Annotated in this window: 17 protein-coding genes; 6 read left to right on the top strand and 11 right to left on the bottom strand. The window is 66.1% G+C overall.

Going from position 1 to position 17,665, the window contains the following annotated elements:
• The first annotated feature begins 6 nt into the window (after window positions 1-6).
• Window positions 7-696 (top strand): YceH family protein, encoded by a 690-nt coding sequence (locus AC1DYK_RS23155; RefSeq protein WP_478168432.1) that lies wholly within the window; start codon window positions 7-9, stop codon window positions 694-696.
• A 58-nt stretch (window positions 697-754) separates the two neighbouring features.
• Here AC1DYK_RS23155 and AC1DYK_RS23150 read toward each other — a convergent pair whose 3' ends face one another.
• Window positions 755-1,249, bottom strand: coding sequence for a 2,4'-dihydroxyacetophenone dioxygenase family protein (locus AC1DYK_RS23150; protein ID WP_478168431.1), 495 nt, complete (start codon window positions 1,247-1,249; stop codon window positions 755-757).
• Window positions 1,250-1,461: 212 nt separating this feature from the next.
• Between AC1DYK_RS23150 and AC1DYK_RS23145 the strand changes: the two genes are divergently transcribed.
• Window positions 1,462-2,373: a helix-turn-helix domain-containing protein gene (locus AC1DYK_RS23145; protein ID WP_478168430.1), complete on the top strand. Its 912-nt coding sequence runs from the start codon at window positions 1,462-1,464 to the stop codon at window positions 2,371-2,373.
• 60 nt (window positions 2,374-2,433) lie between these two features.
• Here the strand turns inward: AC1DYK_RS23145 and AC1DYK_RS23140 are convergent, their stop codons facing one another.
• From AC1DYK_RS23140 to aptA, 7 genes are all read right to left on the bottom strand, one after another.
• Entirely contained in the window at window positions 2,434-3,072 is a 639-nt protein-coding gene (locus AC1DYK_RS23140; RefSeq protein ID WP_478168429.1) for a hydrolase, read from the bottom strand.
• A gap of 69 nt (window positions 3,073-3,141) precedes the next feature.
• Window positions 3,142-3,438, bottom strand: a complete 297-nt coding sequence (locus AC1DYK_RS23135; RefSeq protein WP_478168428.1) for a putative quinol monooxygenase — start codon at window positions 3,436-3,438, stop codon at window positions 3,142-3,144.
• A gap of 23 nt (window positions 3,439-3,461) precedes the next feature.
• Window positions 3,462-4,157 (bottom strand): isochorismatase family protein, encoded by a 696-nt coding sequence (locus tag AC1DYK_RS23130; protein ID WP_478168427.1) that lies wholly within the window; start codon window positions 4,155-4,157, stop codon window positions 3,462-3,464.
• A gap of 162 nt (window positions 4,158-4,319) precedes the next feature.
• Window positions 4,320-5,195 (bottom strand): pirin family protein, encoded by an 876-nt coding sequence (locus AC1DYK_RS23125; protein WP_478168426.1) that lies wholly within the window; start codon window positions 5,193-5,195, stop codon window positions 4,320-4,322.
• 136 nt (window positions 5,196-5,331) lie between these two features.
• Entirely contained in the window at window positions 5,332-6,276 is a 945-nt protein-coding gene (locus AC1DYK_RS23120; protein WP_478168425.1) for a LysR family transcriptional regulator, read from the bottom strand.
• A 97-nt stretch (window positions 6,277-6,373) separates the two neighbouring features.
• The gene (locus AC1DYK_RS23115) at window positions 6,374-7,891 is read right to left on the bottom strand and encodes a CoA-acylating methylmalonate-semialdehyde dehydrogenase (RefSeq protein WP_478168424.1); all 1,518 of its coding nucleotides are present in this window, start codon (window positions 7,889-7,891) and stop codon (window positions 6,374-6,376) included.
• 19 nt (window positions 7,892-7,910) lie between these two features.
• Window positions 7,911-9,266 carry an omega-aminotransferase AptA gene (aptA, locus tag AC1DYK_RS23110; RefSeq protein WP_478168423.1) on the bottom strand — a complete coding sequence of 452 codons (1,356 nt, stop codon included), beginning with the start codon at window positions 9,264-9,266 and terminating at the stop codon, window positions 7,911-7,913.
• A 108-nt stretch (window positions 9,267-9,374) separates the two neighbouring features.
• On the opposite strand from aptA, the gene AC1DYK_RS23105 reads away from it, so the two are divergent.
• The 4 genes from AC1DYK_RS23105 (at window position 9,375) to AC1DYK_RS23090 (ending at window position 13,940) form a co-directional block, all read left to right on the top strand.
• Window positions 9,375-10,328, top strand: coding sequence for a LysR family transcriptional regulator (locus tag AC1DYK_RS23105; protein WP_478168422.1), 954 nt, complete (start codon window positions 9,375-9,377; stop codon window positions 10,326-10,328).
• Window positions 10,329-10,486: 158 nt separating this feature from the next.
• Window positions 10,487-11,641: an aromatic ring-hydroxylating oxygenase subunit alpha gene (locus AC1DYK_RS23100; RefSeq protein ID WP_478168421.1), complete on the top strand. Its 1,155-nt coding sequence runs from the start codon at window positions 10,487-10,489 to the stop codon at window positions 11,639-11,641.
• 89 nt (window positions 11,642-11,730) lie between these two features.
• The gene (locus tag AC1DYK_RS23095; RefSeq protein ID WP_478168420.1) at window positions 11,731-13,293 is read left to right on the top strand and encodes a long-chain-fatty-acid--CoA ligase; all 1,563 of its coding nucleotides are present in this window, start codon (window positions 11,731-11,733) and stop codon (window positions 13,291-13,293) included.
• 23 nt (window positions 13,294-13,316) lie between these two features.
• Window positions 13,317-13,940 carry a TetR/AcrR family transcriptional regulator gene (locus AC1DYK_RS23090; RefSeq protein WP_478168419.1) on the top strand — a complete coding sequence of 208 codons (624 nt, stop codon included), beginning with the start codon at window positions 13,317-13,319 and terminating at the stop codon, window positions 13,938-13,940.
• A 13-nt stretch (window positions 13,941-13,953) separates the two neighbouring features.
• Here the strand turns inward: AC1DYK_RS23090 and AC1DYK_RS23085 are convergent, their stop codons facing one another.
• The 3 genes from AC1DYK_RS23085 to AC1DYK_RS23075 are packed head-to-tail and all read right to left on the bottom strand — an operon-like array spanning window position 13,954 to window position 17,398.
• Window positions 13,954-15,180 carry an RtcB family protein gene (locus tag AC1DYK_RS23085; protein ID WP_478168418.1) on the bottom strand — a complete coding sequence of 409 codons (1,227 nt, stop codon included), beginning with the start codon at window positions 15,178-15,180 and terminating at the stop codon, window positions 13,954-13,956.
• 27 nt (window positions 15,181-15,207) lie between these two features.
• A complete protein-coding gene (locus AC1DYK_RS23080; RefSeq protein ID WP_478168417.1) occupies window positions 15,208-16,233 on the bottom strand; it encodes a hypothetical protein in 1,026 nt (341 codons plus the stop codon).
• Window positions 16,234-16,261: 28 nt separating this feature from the next.
• The gene (locus tag AC1DYK_RS23075) at window positions 16,262-17,398 is read right to left on the bottom strand and encodes a slipin family protein (RefSeq protein WP_478168416.1); all 1,137 of its coding nucleotides are present in this window, start codon (window positions 17,396-17,398) and stop codon (window positions 16,262-16,264) included.
• Window positions 17,399-17,665: the final 267 nt, after the last annotated feature.

Below are 17,665 nucleotides of genomic sequence, written 5' to 3'. Positions count from 1 at the left end.
AACCCCATGAACTCGCCACTCCCGACCCTCTCGCTGCTGGAGACCCGCGTGCTGGGCGTCCTGGCCGAAAAGCAGCGCACGGTTCCCGACAGCTATCCGCTCACGCTCAACGCGCTGGTCGCGGGCTGCAACCAGAAGACCAGCCGCAACCCGATCCTGGAGGTGACGGACGCCGAGGCGCAGGCGGCCCTCGACAGCCTCAAGGGCTACAGCCTGGTGTCGGAGACCAGCGGCGGGCGCACCTTCCGCTATGCCCACAACGTCGACGGCGTGCTGCGGATCCCTTCGCAGTCGATCATCCTGCTGACCGTGCTGATGCTGCGCGGACCGCAGACCGCGGGCGAACTGCGCATCGCCTGCGACCGCATGCACAACTTCGCCGACATCTCGGCGGTCGAGGGCTTCCTCGACGAGATGGCGCAACGGCCGGCAGGGGCGCTGGTCGTCAAGCTCGCGCGGCTGCCGGGCGCGCGCGAGAGCCGCTGGGCGCACCTGCTGAGCGGTGCGCCGGCCGAGGATGCGGCTGGCTCCGGCGCCGCCTCCGCCGTGGGCGCCGATGTGTCGCTCGGCGAAGTCGCGGCGCTCAAGGCCAACGTGGCACGGCTGGAAGCCGAGGTCGCCGACCTCAAGAAGTTGGTGGCGCGGGTCTGCTCGGAGCTGGGGATCGCGCCCGACGGGAACGACCCGGTCGCCTGAGCCACTCGGTGTTCAAGGCCTCCGCATCGCGGACGCCCGCTGCATCGATCGCTCGCTTTCAGTGCTCGCCGAGGAACCCCATCCGGACCACGTGCGCGGCCGCGTTCCCCTGCTGGGCCAGCTGGACCATCAGCTTGGCATCGCAGATGCCGCCGATGCTGCCGTCGGGATTGAAGCCCGACAGCGGGCCGTGCGCCACGGCGAACATGACGCAGCCCTTCGGCGAGACGGGCTGGTGGATCGCACCAGGCATCTCGGCGGTATAGGCGCCGGGGAAGCCCTGGTCGTCCTCGAAATAGTAGAAGCCGCCTTCCAGGATGTAGGCCTCGGCGGTGCCAAGGTGCCAGTGCACCGGCGCCTCGGTGCCGGGGTCGACCTTCAGCAGGAAGGTGAAGCGGCCGGACGCCTCATCGACATAGAACAGCTTGAAGTAGGTGCCCGGCATGACCCACGGCGTCCACGGAATCGCGGCGGTGTCGGTGAATTCCTTGCGCGAGCCCTTGGGGGTCAGGGGCGGGCCTTTCCATGCGGGGTCGAGGGTGGTGGCGTTCATGGGAATCTCCTGGTCGTTGTGGATGGCCCGGCGACTCTAGGTGCACCGGCGCGTTATCGATCGCCGGCGGCGCAGACAAACCCGATTTACCCAATGCCCGCGCTTTTTTTGAAACGCGGGGGCGGCATTTGAAGCCCGCATAATCGGCAGGCCACAGATGGGCCGACGTCGACCGTCCTTTGCGGGGCAAGCGATCGGGCCACGGAGGAGACATGACCGCCCTGATTGAAACGCCGCTGCTCATCGCACGTGCGCTGCAGCATGCGCCGGACTACACGTTCAAGAGCAAGCACAGCCGCCTGTTCGGCGCCCGCTGGCAGCATCCCGCCTGCGACCTGTCGACCCGCCACATGGCCGAGCACGTGCTGGTGCACCACTTGAGCGGCAGCACGCGGATCGAGCGCCGCAGCGGGGGCCGGGTGACGGGAACCCATTCGAAGATCGGCAGTTCGACCTTCGTCTCCTGCCACCGCGAAACCGACTGGCACATCGGCAGCCAGGCGCAGGTGATGCATCTGTACCTGCCGCAGGCGGTGCTGGAAGATTTCGTGACGGAAGAAATCGAGCTCGACGAGACGCCGGAGATCCGCGAGTTCTTCGCCGCCGAGGACCCCTGGCTGGCCGGCCTGTTCTCGATGCTGCGCGACGAACTGGAAAGCCACGGCCCCCTCGCGGTCGGCGGCGAGACCTTCCTGCTCGATCAACTCCAGCACGCGGTGGTCCGGCATCTGGTGCTGCGCCATTCGAGCATCGATTCGAACCGGCTCAACCTGTTCGAGGCCGCCCAGGCGGGAGCCCGGATGAGTCCGAACCGTCTGGCGCAGGTCGTGGCCTTCATCGAGGCGAGCTATGCCCAGCCGATCCAGCTGCAGGACCTGACGACCATCGCCTGCATGTCGAAGGACCACTTCGTCAAGGCCTTCAGGAACAGCGTCGGCCAGACGCCTTACCGGTACCTCCTCGCCTTGCGGCTGGCGCATGCCGGCCAGATGCTGCGCAGTCGCCGCGAGTTGTCGATCGCCGAGATCGCGAGCCTGAACGGCTTCAGGAACGCCAGCCACTTCTCGACCGCGTTCAGCAAGACGTACCGGGTCGCGCCAAGGAACTATCGCGACAGCGCGTGACGCCGCCTGGCCCAGGGGACCCCGCAGCGAACGGGTCGATCCTGCCCCCGGCGTGCTGACCTACTCGCGATCGTAGGAGAACTGGATCCCCGCCGTGCCGCCGGTCTCGATGAAGAGATTGATGAACGCCGGAACGGTTTCCTTGCGCGCCCAATCGCGCTGCAGTTCGCAGAACAGCTGCGGCACGCTGATCATCTTGCCGCCGGCCTGTTCGATCCGGCGCAACGCCGCCTCGTGGGCGGCCAGCGAAGTCCCGCCGACCGCATCGGCCACGACGTAGACCTCATAGCCTTCGCTCAGGGCATCGAGCGCGGGGAAGGTCAGGCAGGCCTCGGTCCACAAGGCGGTCATGATCAGCTTCTTCCGGCCGGTCTCCTTCACCGCCTTCCGAAACTCGACGTCTTCCCATGAGTTGATGGTCGTGCGGTCGTAGGTCGGGATGCCTTCCAGTGCCTTGCGCACCTGCGGGATCGGCGGCTTGTTGAGGCCGGTCTTGACGTTGACGGTGGAGTGCACGATCGGCAGGCCGTAGGCCACGGCGGCCTTGGATGCGCCGACGATGTTGTTGATCAGCAGTTGCCGGTCCATCGACGCGATCGAGTTCACCTGGACCGGCTGATAGTCGATGATCACGAACGCGGCGTTCTGGGGGGTGAGCAGTATGTCCTTGACGGGGTCTCGAATGGTTTCACTGGCCATGGTGTTCTCCTGACGTGGTCTCTATGTGCTGGAACGCAGCACGCGCGGATGCCCTGGGGCATGTCTCGATCAGGCAACGCTGTTCAGCTTGTGGAAGAACTCGATCTTTTCCACTGCGTCTGCGCCTTGTTCGTTGAAGCGGCGGATGTGCGCGCTTTGGGTGTGATGCTTGTTCTGGGCTTCGGGGTTTGCCCAGTGCTCCACGAAGATGAAGCGGCGCGGATCGTCCTGGTCCGCGAACATCTCGTAGCGCAGGCTGCCCTCGTCCTTGCGCGACGGCTCGACCACCGCGACCAGGTGGGCACGCAGCTCGTCCTCGCGCCCCTCTTTCGCATACAGCGAGACGACGATGAAGAAATCGCTCATGGCCTTGTCCTCCACGGATCAACTCAGGGCTGAGTTCGCGTCGAGTCGAGCTGCTCGTTGCTTCGGGCGACGTTCTGGGCCTTCAGGTAGCTCTCGATCAGCAGGCCGTACGAGGGCATCGCCTGGGTGTAGACCTCCGCCCACTCCTGCGCGTCCGGACGGCTCCAGGTCTTCTGGATCTCGGAGAGGGCCGCCATGGTGTCCATGACGACGACGCCGGCCTGGAGCAGGCGCGCGACCGTCAGCTCGGACGCCATCTTGGACACGGTCCCGGATGCGTCCACGATGGCAAAGGTCTTGTAGCCGGCCGCCACGGCGCTGATGGACGGGAAGGCGAGACACACGCTCGTGATCGTGCCCGCGATCACCAGGCTCTTCTTGCCCGTCGCTTCGACCGCGGCCGCAAAGTCGGCGTTGTCGAAGGCGTTGATTTCACCGCGGCGCGCGATGTACCTGGCATGCGGCGCCAGTTCGTGAATCTCGGGAATCAGCGGGCCGTTCGGGCCTTGCGGGACCGAGGCCGTGGTGATGACCGGCATGCCGGCCAGCGTCGCGGCCTTGGCCAGGGCCTTCACGTTCGCACGGAGCTGGGTCAGCGGAATATCCTGGACGACCTGGAACAAGCCGCTCTGGTGATCGATCAGCAGCATGGCCGCGTCGGCCGGATCGATGACGGGGCGCTGGCCGTTGAAGTTGGCAACATTTGCGAATGCGTTCATCTCGTGACTCCTGTCTGGCGGGCTGGGTTGAAGCGATTCTGGTCACTTCGCCGGAGGCGCGGTAGCGGCACTTCGGGGAACAGCGCGTTCTTCGATCGAGAACACGCGGGCCCCGAGCGGAGGCAGGCTCCGACGCTGTCGAAGCCGCCCGCTCCATCGCGATCAAGCCGCCGATGCCGCCGTGATTCGCCCCATGCGGCCGTTCTGGTAGTCGGCGAAAGCGCTGGCGATCTCCTCCTCGGTGTTCATCACGAAGGGCCCGTATCCCACCACCGGCTCATTCAGCGGCTGCCCTGTCAGCAGCAGCACGGTCGAGTCTTCGGTCGCGTCGAACGCGAGCGCCGTCCCTTCTCGCTCGAGCACGGCGAGTTCGGCCTCCGCCACCGCATCGCTGCCGAATCGGATCGCGCCCTTGAGCACGAAGACCGCCGCGGCATGACCTTCCGGCACCTCGAATTCGACACGCCGGCCCGCCTTGACCCGAACGTCCCACACGTTCATGGGACTGAAGGTGTGCGCAGGTCCGGCCTGCCCTTCGAATCCGCCGGCGATCACGCGGACGGAACCGGCGTCCTCGGGCAGCGCAACCCTCGGGATCTGGGCGTCCGTGATGTTCTGATACCCCGGCGAGGTCATCTTGTCCTTGGCAGGCAGGTTCACCCACAGCTGGATCATCTCGAACGCTCCGCCGCGCTGGGCGAAGCCGGCCCCGTGATACTCCTCGTGCACGATGCCGGCGCCCGCGGTCATCCACTGGACGTCGCCCGGCCCGATGGACCCGCCTCCTCCGGCCGAGTCCCGATGCTCGACTTCACCGGTGTAGACGATGGTGACGGTCTCGAATCCGCGATGAGGGTGCTGACCGACACCCCGGCGCTGTTGCGTCGGCGAAAAATCCGCCGGCCCCGCATAGTCCAGCAGCAGGAACGGCGACAGTTCCTGCGCGACGTCGTTGTACGAAAAGATGCTGCGCACCGGAAAACCGTCGCCCACCCAGTGGCGTCCGTTGTTGCGTCTCTTGAAGGCAAGTTTCTTCATGGTCGACTCCTTTGCCTCCCAATCTGGGTCCTGGCAGGCGCTCCGGGTAGATCGCTTTTCGCGAACGCGGCGTTTCAGCAGAGCGGTGACCCCGCGGCTTGAGGAGCTGGCAACCTGCGGCCGCGGCGGATGATGCTCAGGGCGAGACGCGGTCCCACGGCGCGATGTCACCGGCCCAGGCGTCGGCCAGGACGTCGATGATGCTGCGAACCTTGGACGACAGGTTGCGCGATTGCGTGTAGACCGCATGCACCGTGTCGTCGGTGGGAACGAGTCCGTCCAGCGGCAGTTCCACGAGCTCGCCGGAGCGCAGCAGGCCGCCGACGAGAAAGGTCGGCAGGACGGTCAGGCCCAACCCGCTCAATGCGGCCTGGCGCATCGCCTCGCCGTTGTTCGTCACCACGCGTGCACGGACATTGGTGGCGACGGGCTCGCTGCCGCGCTCGCTCGGCGCATCGCCCATCCTGCGGAACTGCCAGATGTGGTTCGAGGACACCAGGCCATAGCCGATGCATTCATGCTGCGACAAGTCTTCGAGGGTGGCCGGGGCGCCGCGTCGAGCCAGGTAGTCCGGGCTGCAGCACAGGATGCGCCTGCTGGTGGCGAGCCTGCGCGCGATGAGGCTGGAGTCCGCCAGCACGCCGATGCGGATCGCCAGGTCGTAGCCGCCTTGCACGAGATCGACATGCCGGTCATCCAGGTCCATGTGCACGACCAGTTCCGTGTTCTTGCGCAGGAACGGCATCAGGGTGGGCAAGATGCAGCGCTGCCCGAAACTCATCGGGAGAGCGAGCCGGACCGTTCCCTGCAGGCCGCGGTGCTCTCCTCGCATCGATTGCGCAAACTCGTCGAAGTCCTGCAGGAGCAGCTTGCTTCGCTCGAAGAAATGCGTCCCGCTCGTGGTCGGCGTGGCGCGCCGCGTCGAGCGCTGAAGCAGCGCAACGCCCAGGCAGTCTTCCAGCGACGTGACCCGCTTGCTCACGACGGATTTCGCCACATCCAGCCTGACGGCGGCGGCGCTGATGCTGCCGGCCTCCACCACGGCGATGAAGGCCTCGATATCTTCGATGCGATACCGCACAACACGTCCTCCTACGGCATCCGGGCCTGCAGGCAGTGTAGACGCTGGCCGCCCCCTCTCGCGGCCAGGATCCGTGTCGGCGTTCGCGCAGCCGGTCCTAGCGGCTGGACGGAAAGCTGAACACCGCACCCTCGCGCACACCGGCCGAGGGCCAGCGCTGCGTGATGGTCTTGCGCTTGGTGTAGAAGCGCACGGCATCGGGGCCGTAGGCATGCAGGTCGCCGAACAGCGAGCGCTTCCAGCCGCCGAAGGAGTGGTACGCCACCGGCACCGGCAGCGGCACGTTGATGCCGACCATGCCGACCTGGATGTTGTCGCTGAACCAGCGCGCGGCTTCGCCGTCGCGCGTGAACAGGCAGGTGCCGTTGCCGTATTCATGGGCGTCGATCATCGCCATGGCTTCCTCGAGCGTCTTCACGCGCACCACGCCGAGCACCGGGCCGAAGATCTCCTCCTGGTAGATCGTCATGCCGGGCTTGACGCCGTCGAACAGACAGGGGCCGAGGTAGTAGCCGCCGTCGTGGCCTTCGACCTTGACGCCGCGGCCGTCGACCACGAGCTTGGCGCCCGCCGCCACGCCGGCATCGACGAAGGCCTTGACCTTGTCGAAGTGCGGCTGGGTGACCAGCGGGCCCATGTCGTTGCCGTTGTCGTTGCCGGGGCCGACCTTCATCTTCGCGATCTCGGCCTTCAGGCCCGCCACCACGGCGTCGCCCGTTTCGTCGCCGATGGCCACGACCAGCGGAATCGCCATGCAGCGCTCGCCGCAGGAGCCGTAGGCCGCGCCCATCAGCGCGCTGACCGCGTTGCCGATGTCGGCGTCGGGCATGACGACCGCGAAGTTCTTCGCGCCGCCCAGGGCCTGCACGCGCTTGCCGTGCGCGCAGCCGGTGGTGTAGATGTACTCGGCAATGGCGGTCGAGCCCACGAAGCTCACGGCCTTCACGCGCGGGTCGGTCAGGAGCGTGTCGACGGCTTCCTTGTCGCCGTTGACCACGTTCAGCACGCCCGGCGGCAGGCCGGCTTCGAGCGCGAGCTCGGCCACCAGCAGCGTCGAGGAGGGCGTGCGCTCCGAGGGCTTGAGCACGAAGGTGTTGCCGCAGGCCACCGCCATCGGCCACATCCACAAGGGCACCATCACGGGGAAGTTGAACGGCGTGATGCCGGCCGTGACGCCCATCGCCTGGAACTCGCTCCACGAGTCGATGGCGGGGCCGACGTTCTTGCTGTGCTCGCCCTTGAGAAGCTCGGGCGCATAGCTGGCGTACTCGACGTTCTCGATGCCGCGCTGCAGCTCGCCGTGCGCGTCCGAAAGCACCTTGCCGTGCTCGGCCGTGATGAGCGCGGCGATGCGGTCGGCGTTCGCTTCGAGCAGCGTCTTGAGCTTGCTCATCACGCGGGCGCGCTTGAGCGGCGGCGTGTTGCGCCAGGCCGGGAAGGCGGCTTGCGCCGAGGCGATGGCCTGCTCGACCGTGAGCTTGTCGGCGAGCGCAACGCTCTTGTCCGAGAAGCCGGTGGCCGGATCGAACACCGGCTGCATGCGGGTGCCGCCTGCGACGCGCTGGCCGTCGATGAAATGGCCGATGGTGGTGGTGACGTTCTTGTCGTTTTGCATGGAATGACTCGGTGGGGGATCAGGCGGTTTCGGCGAGGGCGTCGGCCAGGGCGTTGACGAGACGGTCGATCTCGGCCTTCTCGGCGATGAAGGGCGGCGCCAGCTGGATCGTGTCGCCGCCATAGCGCACGTAGAAGCCCTTCTTCCAGCAGTTCATCGCGATCTCGTACGGGCGGCGTGCCGGCTCGCCGGGCAGCGCGGCGATCGTCAGGCCGGCGGCGAGGCCGTAGTTGCGGATGTCGGCCACGTGCTTGCTGCCCTTGAGGCTGTGCACGGCGTTCTCGAAGTGAGGCGCCAGCGCCTTCACGCGGCCGATCATGTCTTCCTTCTGCAGCACGTCGAGGGCGGCGATGCCGGCGGCGCAGGCCACCGGGTGCGCGCCGTAGGTGTAGCCGTGCGGGAACTCGAGCATGTAGTCGGGGCCGCCCACGGCCATGAAGGTGTCGTAGATCTCCTTGCTGGCGACCACGGCGCCCAGCGGCTGCGCGCCGTTGGTGACCTGCTTGGCGATGTTCATGATGTCGGGCGTCACGCCGAAGGCTTCCGCGCCGGTGAGCGCGCCGCAGCGGCCGAAACCGGTGATCACCTCGTCGAAGATCAGCAGGATGTTGTTCGCGGTGCAGATGTCGCGCAGGCGCTTCAGGTAGCCCTGGGGCGGAATCACCACGCCGGCCGAACCCGCGAAGGGCTCGACGATCACGGCCGCGATGTTCGAGGCGTCGTGCAGCGCGATCAGGTCGAGCAGGCGGTCGGCCAGCTCGGCACCGGTCTCGGGCATGCCGCGCGTGAAGGCGTTGCTTGCGAGTTGCGTGTGCGGCAGGTGATCCGCTTCCACGCCCTGGCCGAACAGCTTGCGGTTGGCGGCGATGCCGCCGACCGAGATGCCGCCGTAGTTGACGCCGTGATAGCCCTTCTCGCGGCCGATCAGGCGCGTCTTGCCCGCCTGGCCCTTGGTGCGCCAGTAGGCGCGCGCCATCTTGAGCGAGGTGTCGGCCGCTTCGGAGCCCGAGCCGGTGAAGAACACGTAGTCGAGCCCGGCGGGCGTGAGCTCCTTGATCCTGTTGGCCAGCTCGAACGAAAGCGGGTGGCCGAACTGGAAGGCGGGCGAATAGTCGAGCTTGGCGATCTGGCGGCTCACCGCTTCGGTGATCTCGGGGCGGCCGTGGCCGAGGCCCGAGCACCACAGGCCCGAGAGGCCGTCGAAGATCTTGCGGCCGTCGCTGTCGGTGAAATAGGCGCCCTTGGCCTCCACGATGATCCGCGGATCGGCCTTGAAGTTGCGGTTGCCGGTGTAGGGCATCCAGTGCGCGTCGAGCCAGGCGGCGTCGGTCCGCAGGGCGGGCGTGGGTTCGATGGCGGGCGTTGCGAGGGTCATGGCGATTCCCGCTCGATGCGGGCTCCGAAAGGGAAATAAGGTGGGTGGATTGTTCGCAGACCGTTCAGTGTGGAGAATGGTGCAATATCAATGTTCACTTGACACTTTATGCAAGTAAAGACATCCCCCGAAAGCGTTGCCAGGAACCGCGCCGTGCTGGGACAGCTCAGCGACATGGATCTGCGCCTGCTCAAGGTGTTCAAGAGCGTGGTCGATTGCGGCGGCATGGCGGCCGCCGAGCTGGAGCTGAACATCGGCACCTCCACGGTGAGCCGGCATGTGAAGGACCTGGAGACGCGGCTCGGCCTCGTGCTGTGCCGGCGCGGGCGAGCCGGCTTCGCGCTCACGGCCGAGGGCCAGCGCGTCTACGACGAGACGCTGCGGCTGCTGGCCTCGGTGGACGCCTTTCGCGGCAGCATCGACGACATCCACAACCGCATGGGCGGGCAACTCGAGGTGGCGCTGTTCGACAAGACGGCGACCAATCCGAAGGCGCGCATCAGCGAGGCCATCGCGCGCTTCTCGGAGATCGCGCCGGAAGTGCGCCTGGCCGTGCACGTGGGCTCGATCAACGCCATCGAGCAGGGCGTGCTGGAAGGCAAGTTCCAGATCGGCATCATTCCGGCGCACCGCAGCTCGCAGAGCCTGGTCTACGGGGACCTGTTCGATGAAACCATGCTGCTGTACTGCGGCGCGGGGCATCCGCTGTTCAAAGGTCCGCACGGCAAGCTGACCTGGTCGCGGCTGCGCGAGCACGACTTCGCCGGCCTCGGCTATCACTCGCCGAACATGGAGCTGAGTCACCGGGCCCAGTTGGCGCGCAAGGCCACCGGCTTCGACCAGGAGGCCATCGCCACGCTGATCCTCTCGGGACGCTTTCTCGGATTCCTGCCCGACCACTATGCCCAGGTCTTCGAACAGCGCGGCGCGATGAAGGCGGTGCTGCCCGAGCGCTTCAACTACGCCTGCCGCTTCGTCAGCCTGATGCGGCGCTCGCCCAAGCCTTCACGCACCGTGCTGGCCTTCGAATCCTGCCTGAGCGCGGCCCACGCGCCTCGCTGAGGCGGGCCGGTCGAACGGATATCGACCTCGAGACCGCTGCGGGTCGTCGCTGTTCGACCGGGCGAAGCATGCCGAATTGACGGACTGACTAGTCAGTCGGTAAACTGCGGCCGACAAACTTTGATCGATCCCGATTCACGCGACCGAGAGACACCCCGATGAGCCAAGACTTTGCCGCCGATCTCCATCGCAGAGCGACCGCCGCCATGCAGGCGGAGCGAGCGGACGCGGATGCCCACGGTGGCCAGGTCGAGGTCGGCCGCTACACGAGCGACGCCGGGGCGACCCAGGAGCTGAACCTGCTGCGCCGCTGTCCGCAAGCCGTTGCAGCAGGATCGTCGCTCGCATCGTCCGGGGCCTGGCTTTCGATGACCCACCTCGGCATCCCGCTGCTGCTGGTTCGCCAGGAGAGCGGGCAGGTTCAGGCCTTCGTGAACGTCTGCCGCCATCGTGGCGCCCGCGTGGTGCCCGAGGGCAGCGGCAGCGATGCGCGCGCGTTCGTCTGTCCCTATCACGCGTGGACCTACAAGCCCGATGGCGCGCTTCGGGGTGTGCCCCAATCCTTCGGCTTCCCGTGCCTCAAGCAGGAAGAATCCGGACTGCGCAAGCTGGCCACGGTCGAGCGCGCGGGGCTGGTCTGGGTCATCCTCGATCCGGAACTGTCGCAGAAGGATCCCAACCAGAGCCTGGGGTCGCTGATGAACAACCTGGAATCGCTGGCGGGGCTCGGCGCCCCGGTGGCGTTCGCGCCGCGCTCCTACGAGGTCGAAGCCAACTGGAAGCTGCTGGTCGATGGCGCCTTCGAGGCCTATCACTTCAAGGTCGCCCACCGAAAGACCATCGCCCACATGTTCGTGGACAACATGCAGATCGTCGACGAGTTCGACCTCAACCGGCGCCTCTATCTCATCAAGGCGAGGTTCTCGGAAGACGCGCCCGAGGCGACAGGTTTCGATCCGAGGAAGTACGGCAACCTGACCTACTTCTTCTTCCCGAACACGACGATCCTGGTCCAGCCTGACCACGCGCAACTCAGCAGCCTGGAGCCCCTCGGCGCCACCCGGACGCGCGTGCATGAGCTCACGCTGATTCCAGAAGCGCCGGCTTCGGACAAGGCGACGGCGTACTGGCAAGCCAACGTCGACCTGTATCGCCGCACCCTGGCGGAAGACTACGAACTGGCCGAATCGATTCAAAGGGGCCTGGCGTCCGGCGCCAATGACGTGCTCACCTTCGGCACCTTCGAATACAGCGCGCCGCGCTTTCATTCGCAGCTCCAGCAGCAAATGGCCGACCTGCAAGCCGGGCGCTGAGCGCCAGGCGCTTCATCAGCGATGCAAAGCCGGCGACCCGGTCGACGGGTGGCTGCGCGTCGCACGAATACAAAACCAGGAGACAAGAAATGAACGAAACGAACCTGATCGACTGCCTTGGCCGAAGGGCGCGTGAAACGCCGGACGCGACGGTGTTCGCTTCCGGCGCGCAGTCCGTCACCTTCGCCGAGATCGACCGGCGCACGAGCAGACTCGCGAATGCACTGCGTTCGCTCGAGATGGGGCCCGGCAGCCGCGTCGCGATCCTGACCAGAAGCCCCGAAGACTGTGCCCTTCTCGTGTTTGCGGCCATGAAGATCGGCGCGGTCTGCGTCCCGATCAACTGGCGCCTCGCGCCGGACGAGATCCAATTCATTCTCGAGGACTCCGGTGCGCGGGTGCTGGTCGCGGATGCGGAGATTCTGGCCCGCGTGTCGAACGTCGTCGCGCAATGCGGCGCGAGCGCCTTCGTGGTCGATGGCGCCGGCAGCGATCACTTGCGGCTCGATACCTGGTACGCAAGCTTCGACGACCGTACCGCGGACCGCGCGATCGCGCTCGAGGACGAGGCGCTCCATATCTATTCATCGGGCACCACAGGCCGCCCCAAGGGGGTCGTGCTGACGCATCGCGGACTGCTTTCCGCCTGCCAGGTGACTTCCGAGGCGTGGAAGCTCGACCCGAGCGCCACGCTGGGGCATGCGCTGCCGACCTTCCATATCGCGGGGATGCTGCTTCTTCTGTTCCCGATCTACGCAGGCTGCCGATGCGTGACGTTCAAGGAATTCAATCCGAAGGACTACCTCTCGGCGCTGTCGAGCCAGAAGATCACGCATGTGCTCGTGGTGCCCGCGATGATCAGCTTCCTGCTGTCGCAGCCCTCTGCGCGCGAATTGGATTTCGGCAGTCTCAGACTCATGGCGTACGCCGGGTCTCCGATCACCGAGCCCGTGCTTCGCGCGGCGATGGACGTCTTCGATTGCGACTTCTCCCAGATCTACGGCTTGACGGAGGTGTCCGGCGTGGTCACCACCCTGACGCCCGAGGACCATCGGCGCGGCGCCGAACTGCTGCGCTCGGCGGGTCGACCGATGTCTCGCGTGGAATTGCGGGTTGTCGATCCCGTCGCACTGACCGACATGGACGAGGGGCGCGTGGGAGAGGTCTGGATCCGCAGCGATCGGAACTTCAGGGAGTACTGGGGGAAGCCGGAGTCCACGCGGGAGGCGTTTCCGGAAGGGCGCGACGCTTCGGGCGGTTGGTTCCGCTCCGGCGATGCCGGCTACCTGAAGGGCGGCTATCTGTTCCTGAGCGATCGGATCAAGGACATGATCGTCTCCGGCGGCGAGAACATCTATCCGGCGGAGGTCGAGAACACCTTGATGAAGCACCCGGACGTGGCCGACGGCGCAGTGATCGGGGTCCCTGATCCCGTATGGGGCGAATCCGTCAAGGCCTGCGTGGTCCTGCGCCCGGGCACGTCGGCCAGCGAGGCTGACCTCATCCACTTCATGCGGGCCCACATCGCCCACTTCAAGTGCCCGAAGACGGTCGACTTCGTCGCAGCGCTTCCGCGCACGGAGTCGGGCAAGCTGCTCATGCGCGAGCTGCGCGCGACCTATTGGGTCGGGCATGAGCGGGCGATCCACTGAGCGCCCGTTCCTACAATCGCGAGATGCCCAGCAAACCCAAGTCCCGCAAAGAAATCATCCTCGACCGCGCGGAGCATCACTTTGCCGAGCATGGATTTCAAGGCGGGTCGCTGTCGGCCATCGCGCGTGAATGCGATGTCGGAAATCCCGGGCTGCTCCACCACTTCCCGAGCAAGGAGGAGCTGTACCGGGCAGTCCTCGAGCAGCAGGCCGAAGAATTGATGGAACGCCTGCACAAGCGCTTCGAATCGGCCGGCAGCCTGCAGGAGCGCTTGCAAGCCTTTGTCGAACTCCAGGTCGAATGGATGCAGGTGAGGCCGACGGGATTCAAGCTCATCACGCGCGAGTTGCTCGACAACTCCGAACGGATCCAGGTGGCGCAAGCGAGGCCGCTCGAAGCTTTCCTGGCGGGCAGCCTGAAGCTGCTGGACGACGCGCAATCCGCCGGCCTGGTTCGCCGCGACCTTCCCGCCGTCGTCATCCTCACGATCATTCTCGGCACCTTGAACTACGCAAAGATGGTCCGCCCCACCTTCGAGAAGGCCTTCGCGGACCCGGTGCTGAAGAGCGACCAGCGATGGATGGAATCGATCGCGCGCGATGTGCTGCGCGTCATTTCCCCCGGCGACGGTCCGGCGACTTCGTAGCAGCGCTTGACGCTCACCCCTTCACGCAAACCACCTGCTTCAAGGTGTGGACGACCTCGACCAGGTCCTTCTGCGCCGCCATGACCGCGTCGATGTCCTTGTAGGCCATCGGGATCTCGTCGATCACGTCCTTGTCCTTGCGGCATTCGACGCCTTCGGTGGCCTTGATCTGGTCATCGACCGTGAACAGCTTCTTCGCCTTCGTGCGGCTCATCACGCGGCCGGCGCCGTGGGAGCAACTCTCGAAGCTCTCGGGATTGCCGAGGCCGCGCACGATGAAGCTGCGCGCGCCCATGCTGCCCGGGATGATGCCCAGCTCGCCGCGCTTCGCGCTGACCGCGCCCTTGCGGGTCACGAACACGTCCTCGCCGAAGTGGCGTTCCTGCTGCACGTAGTTGTGGTGGCAGTTCACCGCCTCGACGTGCGACTCGAAGGGCTTGGCGATCACACGGCGCACGGTCGCGATCAGGTTGGCCATCATCACTTCGCGGTTGCGCGCCGCGAAGCTCTGGGCCCAGCCCACGCCGCGCACGTAGTCGCCGAAATACTGTGCCCCCTCCTCGAAGTACGCGAGGTCCTGGTCGGGCAGATGGCGCTGGTGCCGTTCGGCGTCCTTCTTCGCGAGCGCGATGAAGTGCGTGCCGATCGCGTTGCCCACGCCGCGCGAACCCGAGTGCAGCATGAGCCACACGGCGCCGGCTTCGTCGAGGCAGACCTCGATGAAGTGGTTGCCGCTGCCGAGCGTTCCCAGGTGCTTGCGGTTGTTCGTGTTCCTGAGGCGCGGGTGCAGCTCGCACAGCGCGTCGAACTCGTCCGCCAGCGTCGCCCAGGCCTGGTCGACCGCATCGGGCGGGTTCTCCCAGCTGCCTTGATCGCGGCCGCGCTGGCGCGGCGACGCGCCGTGCGGCACCGCGCGCTCGATCGCCGTGCGCAGCGGCCCGAGGTGGTCCGGCAGGTCGTTCGCATGCAGCGTGGTCTTGCAGGCCATCATCCCGCAGCCGATGTCCACGCCGACGGCCGCCGGAATGATCGCGCGCAGGGTCGGGATCACCGAGCCCACCGTCGCGCCGATGCCCAGGTGCACGTCGGGCATGGCCGCGATGTGCCTGAACACGACCGGCAGGCGCGCTGCGTTGAAGAGCTGCTTCTTCGCTTCGTCTTCGACCGGCACGCCGCGCGTCCACATCTTGATGGGCACGCCGTCGCCGACTTCTTCCTCTATGTAGTTTTTTTCGTTCATGGTGGTTTTCCTTGCGATCGTCGCGCATCAAGCCACGTGCAGCTCGCCGCGCCGCAGGCGCGAGCCGATACGTTCGATGCGACGCCAGCCGCTGTTGTCGTTCAGGGTGATCCAGCGCCGCTCCTCGGAACGGTAGAACCAGTCCTTGTCTTGCTGGTAGTACACCTGTGCACCGCTGGATTCCCAGATGTTGGCGATCTCATTGCTGTGTGCACGCTGCTCGTCGAAGTCGGTGGTGGCCTTCTGGCCCATCTCGCTGTAGAGCGCGTTGAGCTGCAGCAGCAGGGCGGCGACTTCAGCCGGCATGCGCGCGGCGGTCAGGCCGATCTTCACCGCCTCGTCCAGCAGGATGGGATAGTTGTGCGAAGGGTACTTGCCGTTGAGCGCGCCCGCTATTGCCTCGGCCTTGACCTCGTCGACGATGTGGTAGGCCAGCAGTTCGCGGCATAGCATGATCGACAGCGACTCCGCCCGGTCCACCGCGCCGATCACCAGCGGATGCACGTACTGGAACAGCGACTTGTACGCGTTCTCGGGTACGTCGCCTTGCTGCTCGCGCCATAGGCGGATCACGCGCTGCAGTTCGTCGAGGCTGACACCGACTCGGTCGTTGTCTCGATCGACCGGCGACAGCGAGTGGTTCAGCGAAGTGTCCACCGCGGTGAGATAGGCCGTCGGGCCCATCAGGATGCTGTCAGCGCCGAGCGCCACCATCGTCGCCGCCGACGCGCACTCCAGCGGCACCAGCGCGACCAGGCGTCGGCAATGCTGCCGCAGCAGGTTCACCAGGCGCAGCGACACCTGTCCACTGCCGCCGCTCGACTTCAGGAACAGGTAGATCACCTCGTGCTCTCCAAGCCGCTGCAGCACGTGGTACATCGCGACGACGTCGCTGTGGCACACCGAGCCGCGCGGGCCGTTCCAATAGGCGATCAGCGGTGCGCCGAGCCGGTCGGCCAGTTGGGCGATCAGTGCCTGCGTTTTTCCGAAAAGCACCGGCGGCTGCTTGATTTTCACCGGCGTCTCGATGGCCGGAAGTTGTTCGTTCTTCATGATGTTTCTTTTCAGTTGATGAGCCTGCTCAACGCAGCTTCACCAGCCCGTTGAGCACCTGGTCCAGACCGCCGAAGACGGAGATCTTGTCGATGCGCTCGGCCACGCGTTCCAGCGTCTCGAGCTCCTTCATGCGCAAGGCCACGGGGTTGCCCTCCATCACCTTGGCGGTGTTGGGCAGCGAGCGCGTGGCCGCGGTTTCCTCGCGGCGACGGATCACGTTGGCTTCGGCGGCCTTCTCGGCCTCGACCACCTTGGCGAGGATGGTCTTCATTTCGCCCGGCAGCACGATGTCCTTCACGCCCACGCCGTCCACCTCGATGCCATAGGCCGCGAGCCTGGCGTGCGCGTGAGTGGTCACAACCTCGTCGATCACGGTCTTGCTTTCCAGCAAGTCGTCGAGCGAGCGCGTGCCCACCGCCGCGCGCAAGCCGAACTGCAACTCGCGATACAGGTGCTCCGCGGGCTTCTGCAGTTGGGTGTGCGCCTTTCGCGCATCGCTGTAGCGCCAGGTGGCCGACAGGTTGATCCGCAAGCTGACCTTGTCGCGAGTCAGAATCTCCTGACCCGCCACTTCGAGCGCCTGCAGACGCAGATCCACGAGTTCCACCACGACGTTCCGGTTGAATTTCCAGAATGCGTACGAGCCCCGCTCGAGCACTCGCTCCACCTTGCCGTCGATCCACAGGATGCCGGCGCCGTGTTCGGGCACCTGCACTTGCAGCACGCCGCCAAGACCGGTCACCGCGCGCTGGCGCATCTGCGTCTGCACGAGACGCGCCACGACGGCTGCCGGCACTTCGGCCGATTCGGCGATGTCGATCACCTCGACCGTCACGTCGACCAGGCCCTTCCAGTACAGGCGCCGGGTGGCCGGTGCCTGTACTTCGACCAGGACGCCATTCTCCGAACGCAGGCCGACCTGGGTTTCGGTCAATTCGACGCGAACGAATTCGGCCGCGACCACCGCCGGCTCCCTGGCCATCAAGTATTCGGCCAGGCCGTGCGTGAACGCCGGCTGTTCCAGCGCGAAGGTTTCAACGCGCAAGGTGTCGATGCCGTCGAACAGCCAGTGCGTGCCGGGTTGCAGCACGCGATCGAAGTCGCCGTTACGCAGCAGCAGGCCGCGCTCGTTCTTCTTCACAGTGACACGCTTGATCTTCATGTTTTGTTCTCCTTGTTCTCTTGCGTGTTGACGAATAGGTGCCGTTACAGCGATGGCGGCGGGCGCTGAACAGCCACGGGCCGGGCGTCACGGTGCGCGTCGGCGAACACCTGCCGGTGATCACCTCGGCTGGCCGCGGGCGCGGGCCGGGCGGGTTCAGCGCCGAACCGCCACCGCTGACGTGCAGAGGGCTTCATACATCGCGGACACGGCAAGCCGTGCCATTGCGGCGATCCACCCACTGCGCGCATTCGGCTGGGTCTTTCG

Source organism: Variovorax sp. P2_H12 (assembly GCF_056403395.1).
This window is presented reverse-complemented; position numbering and strand designations above follow the sequence as displayed.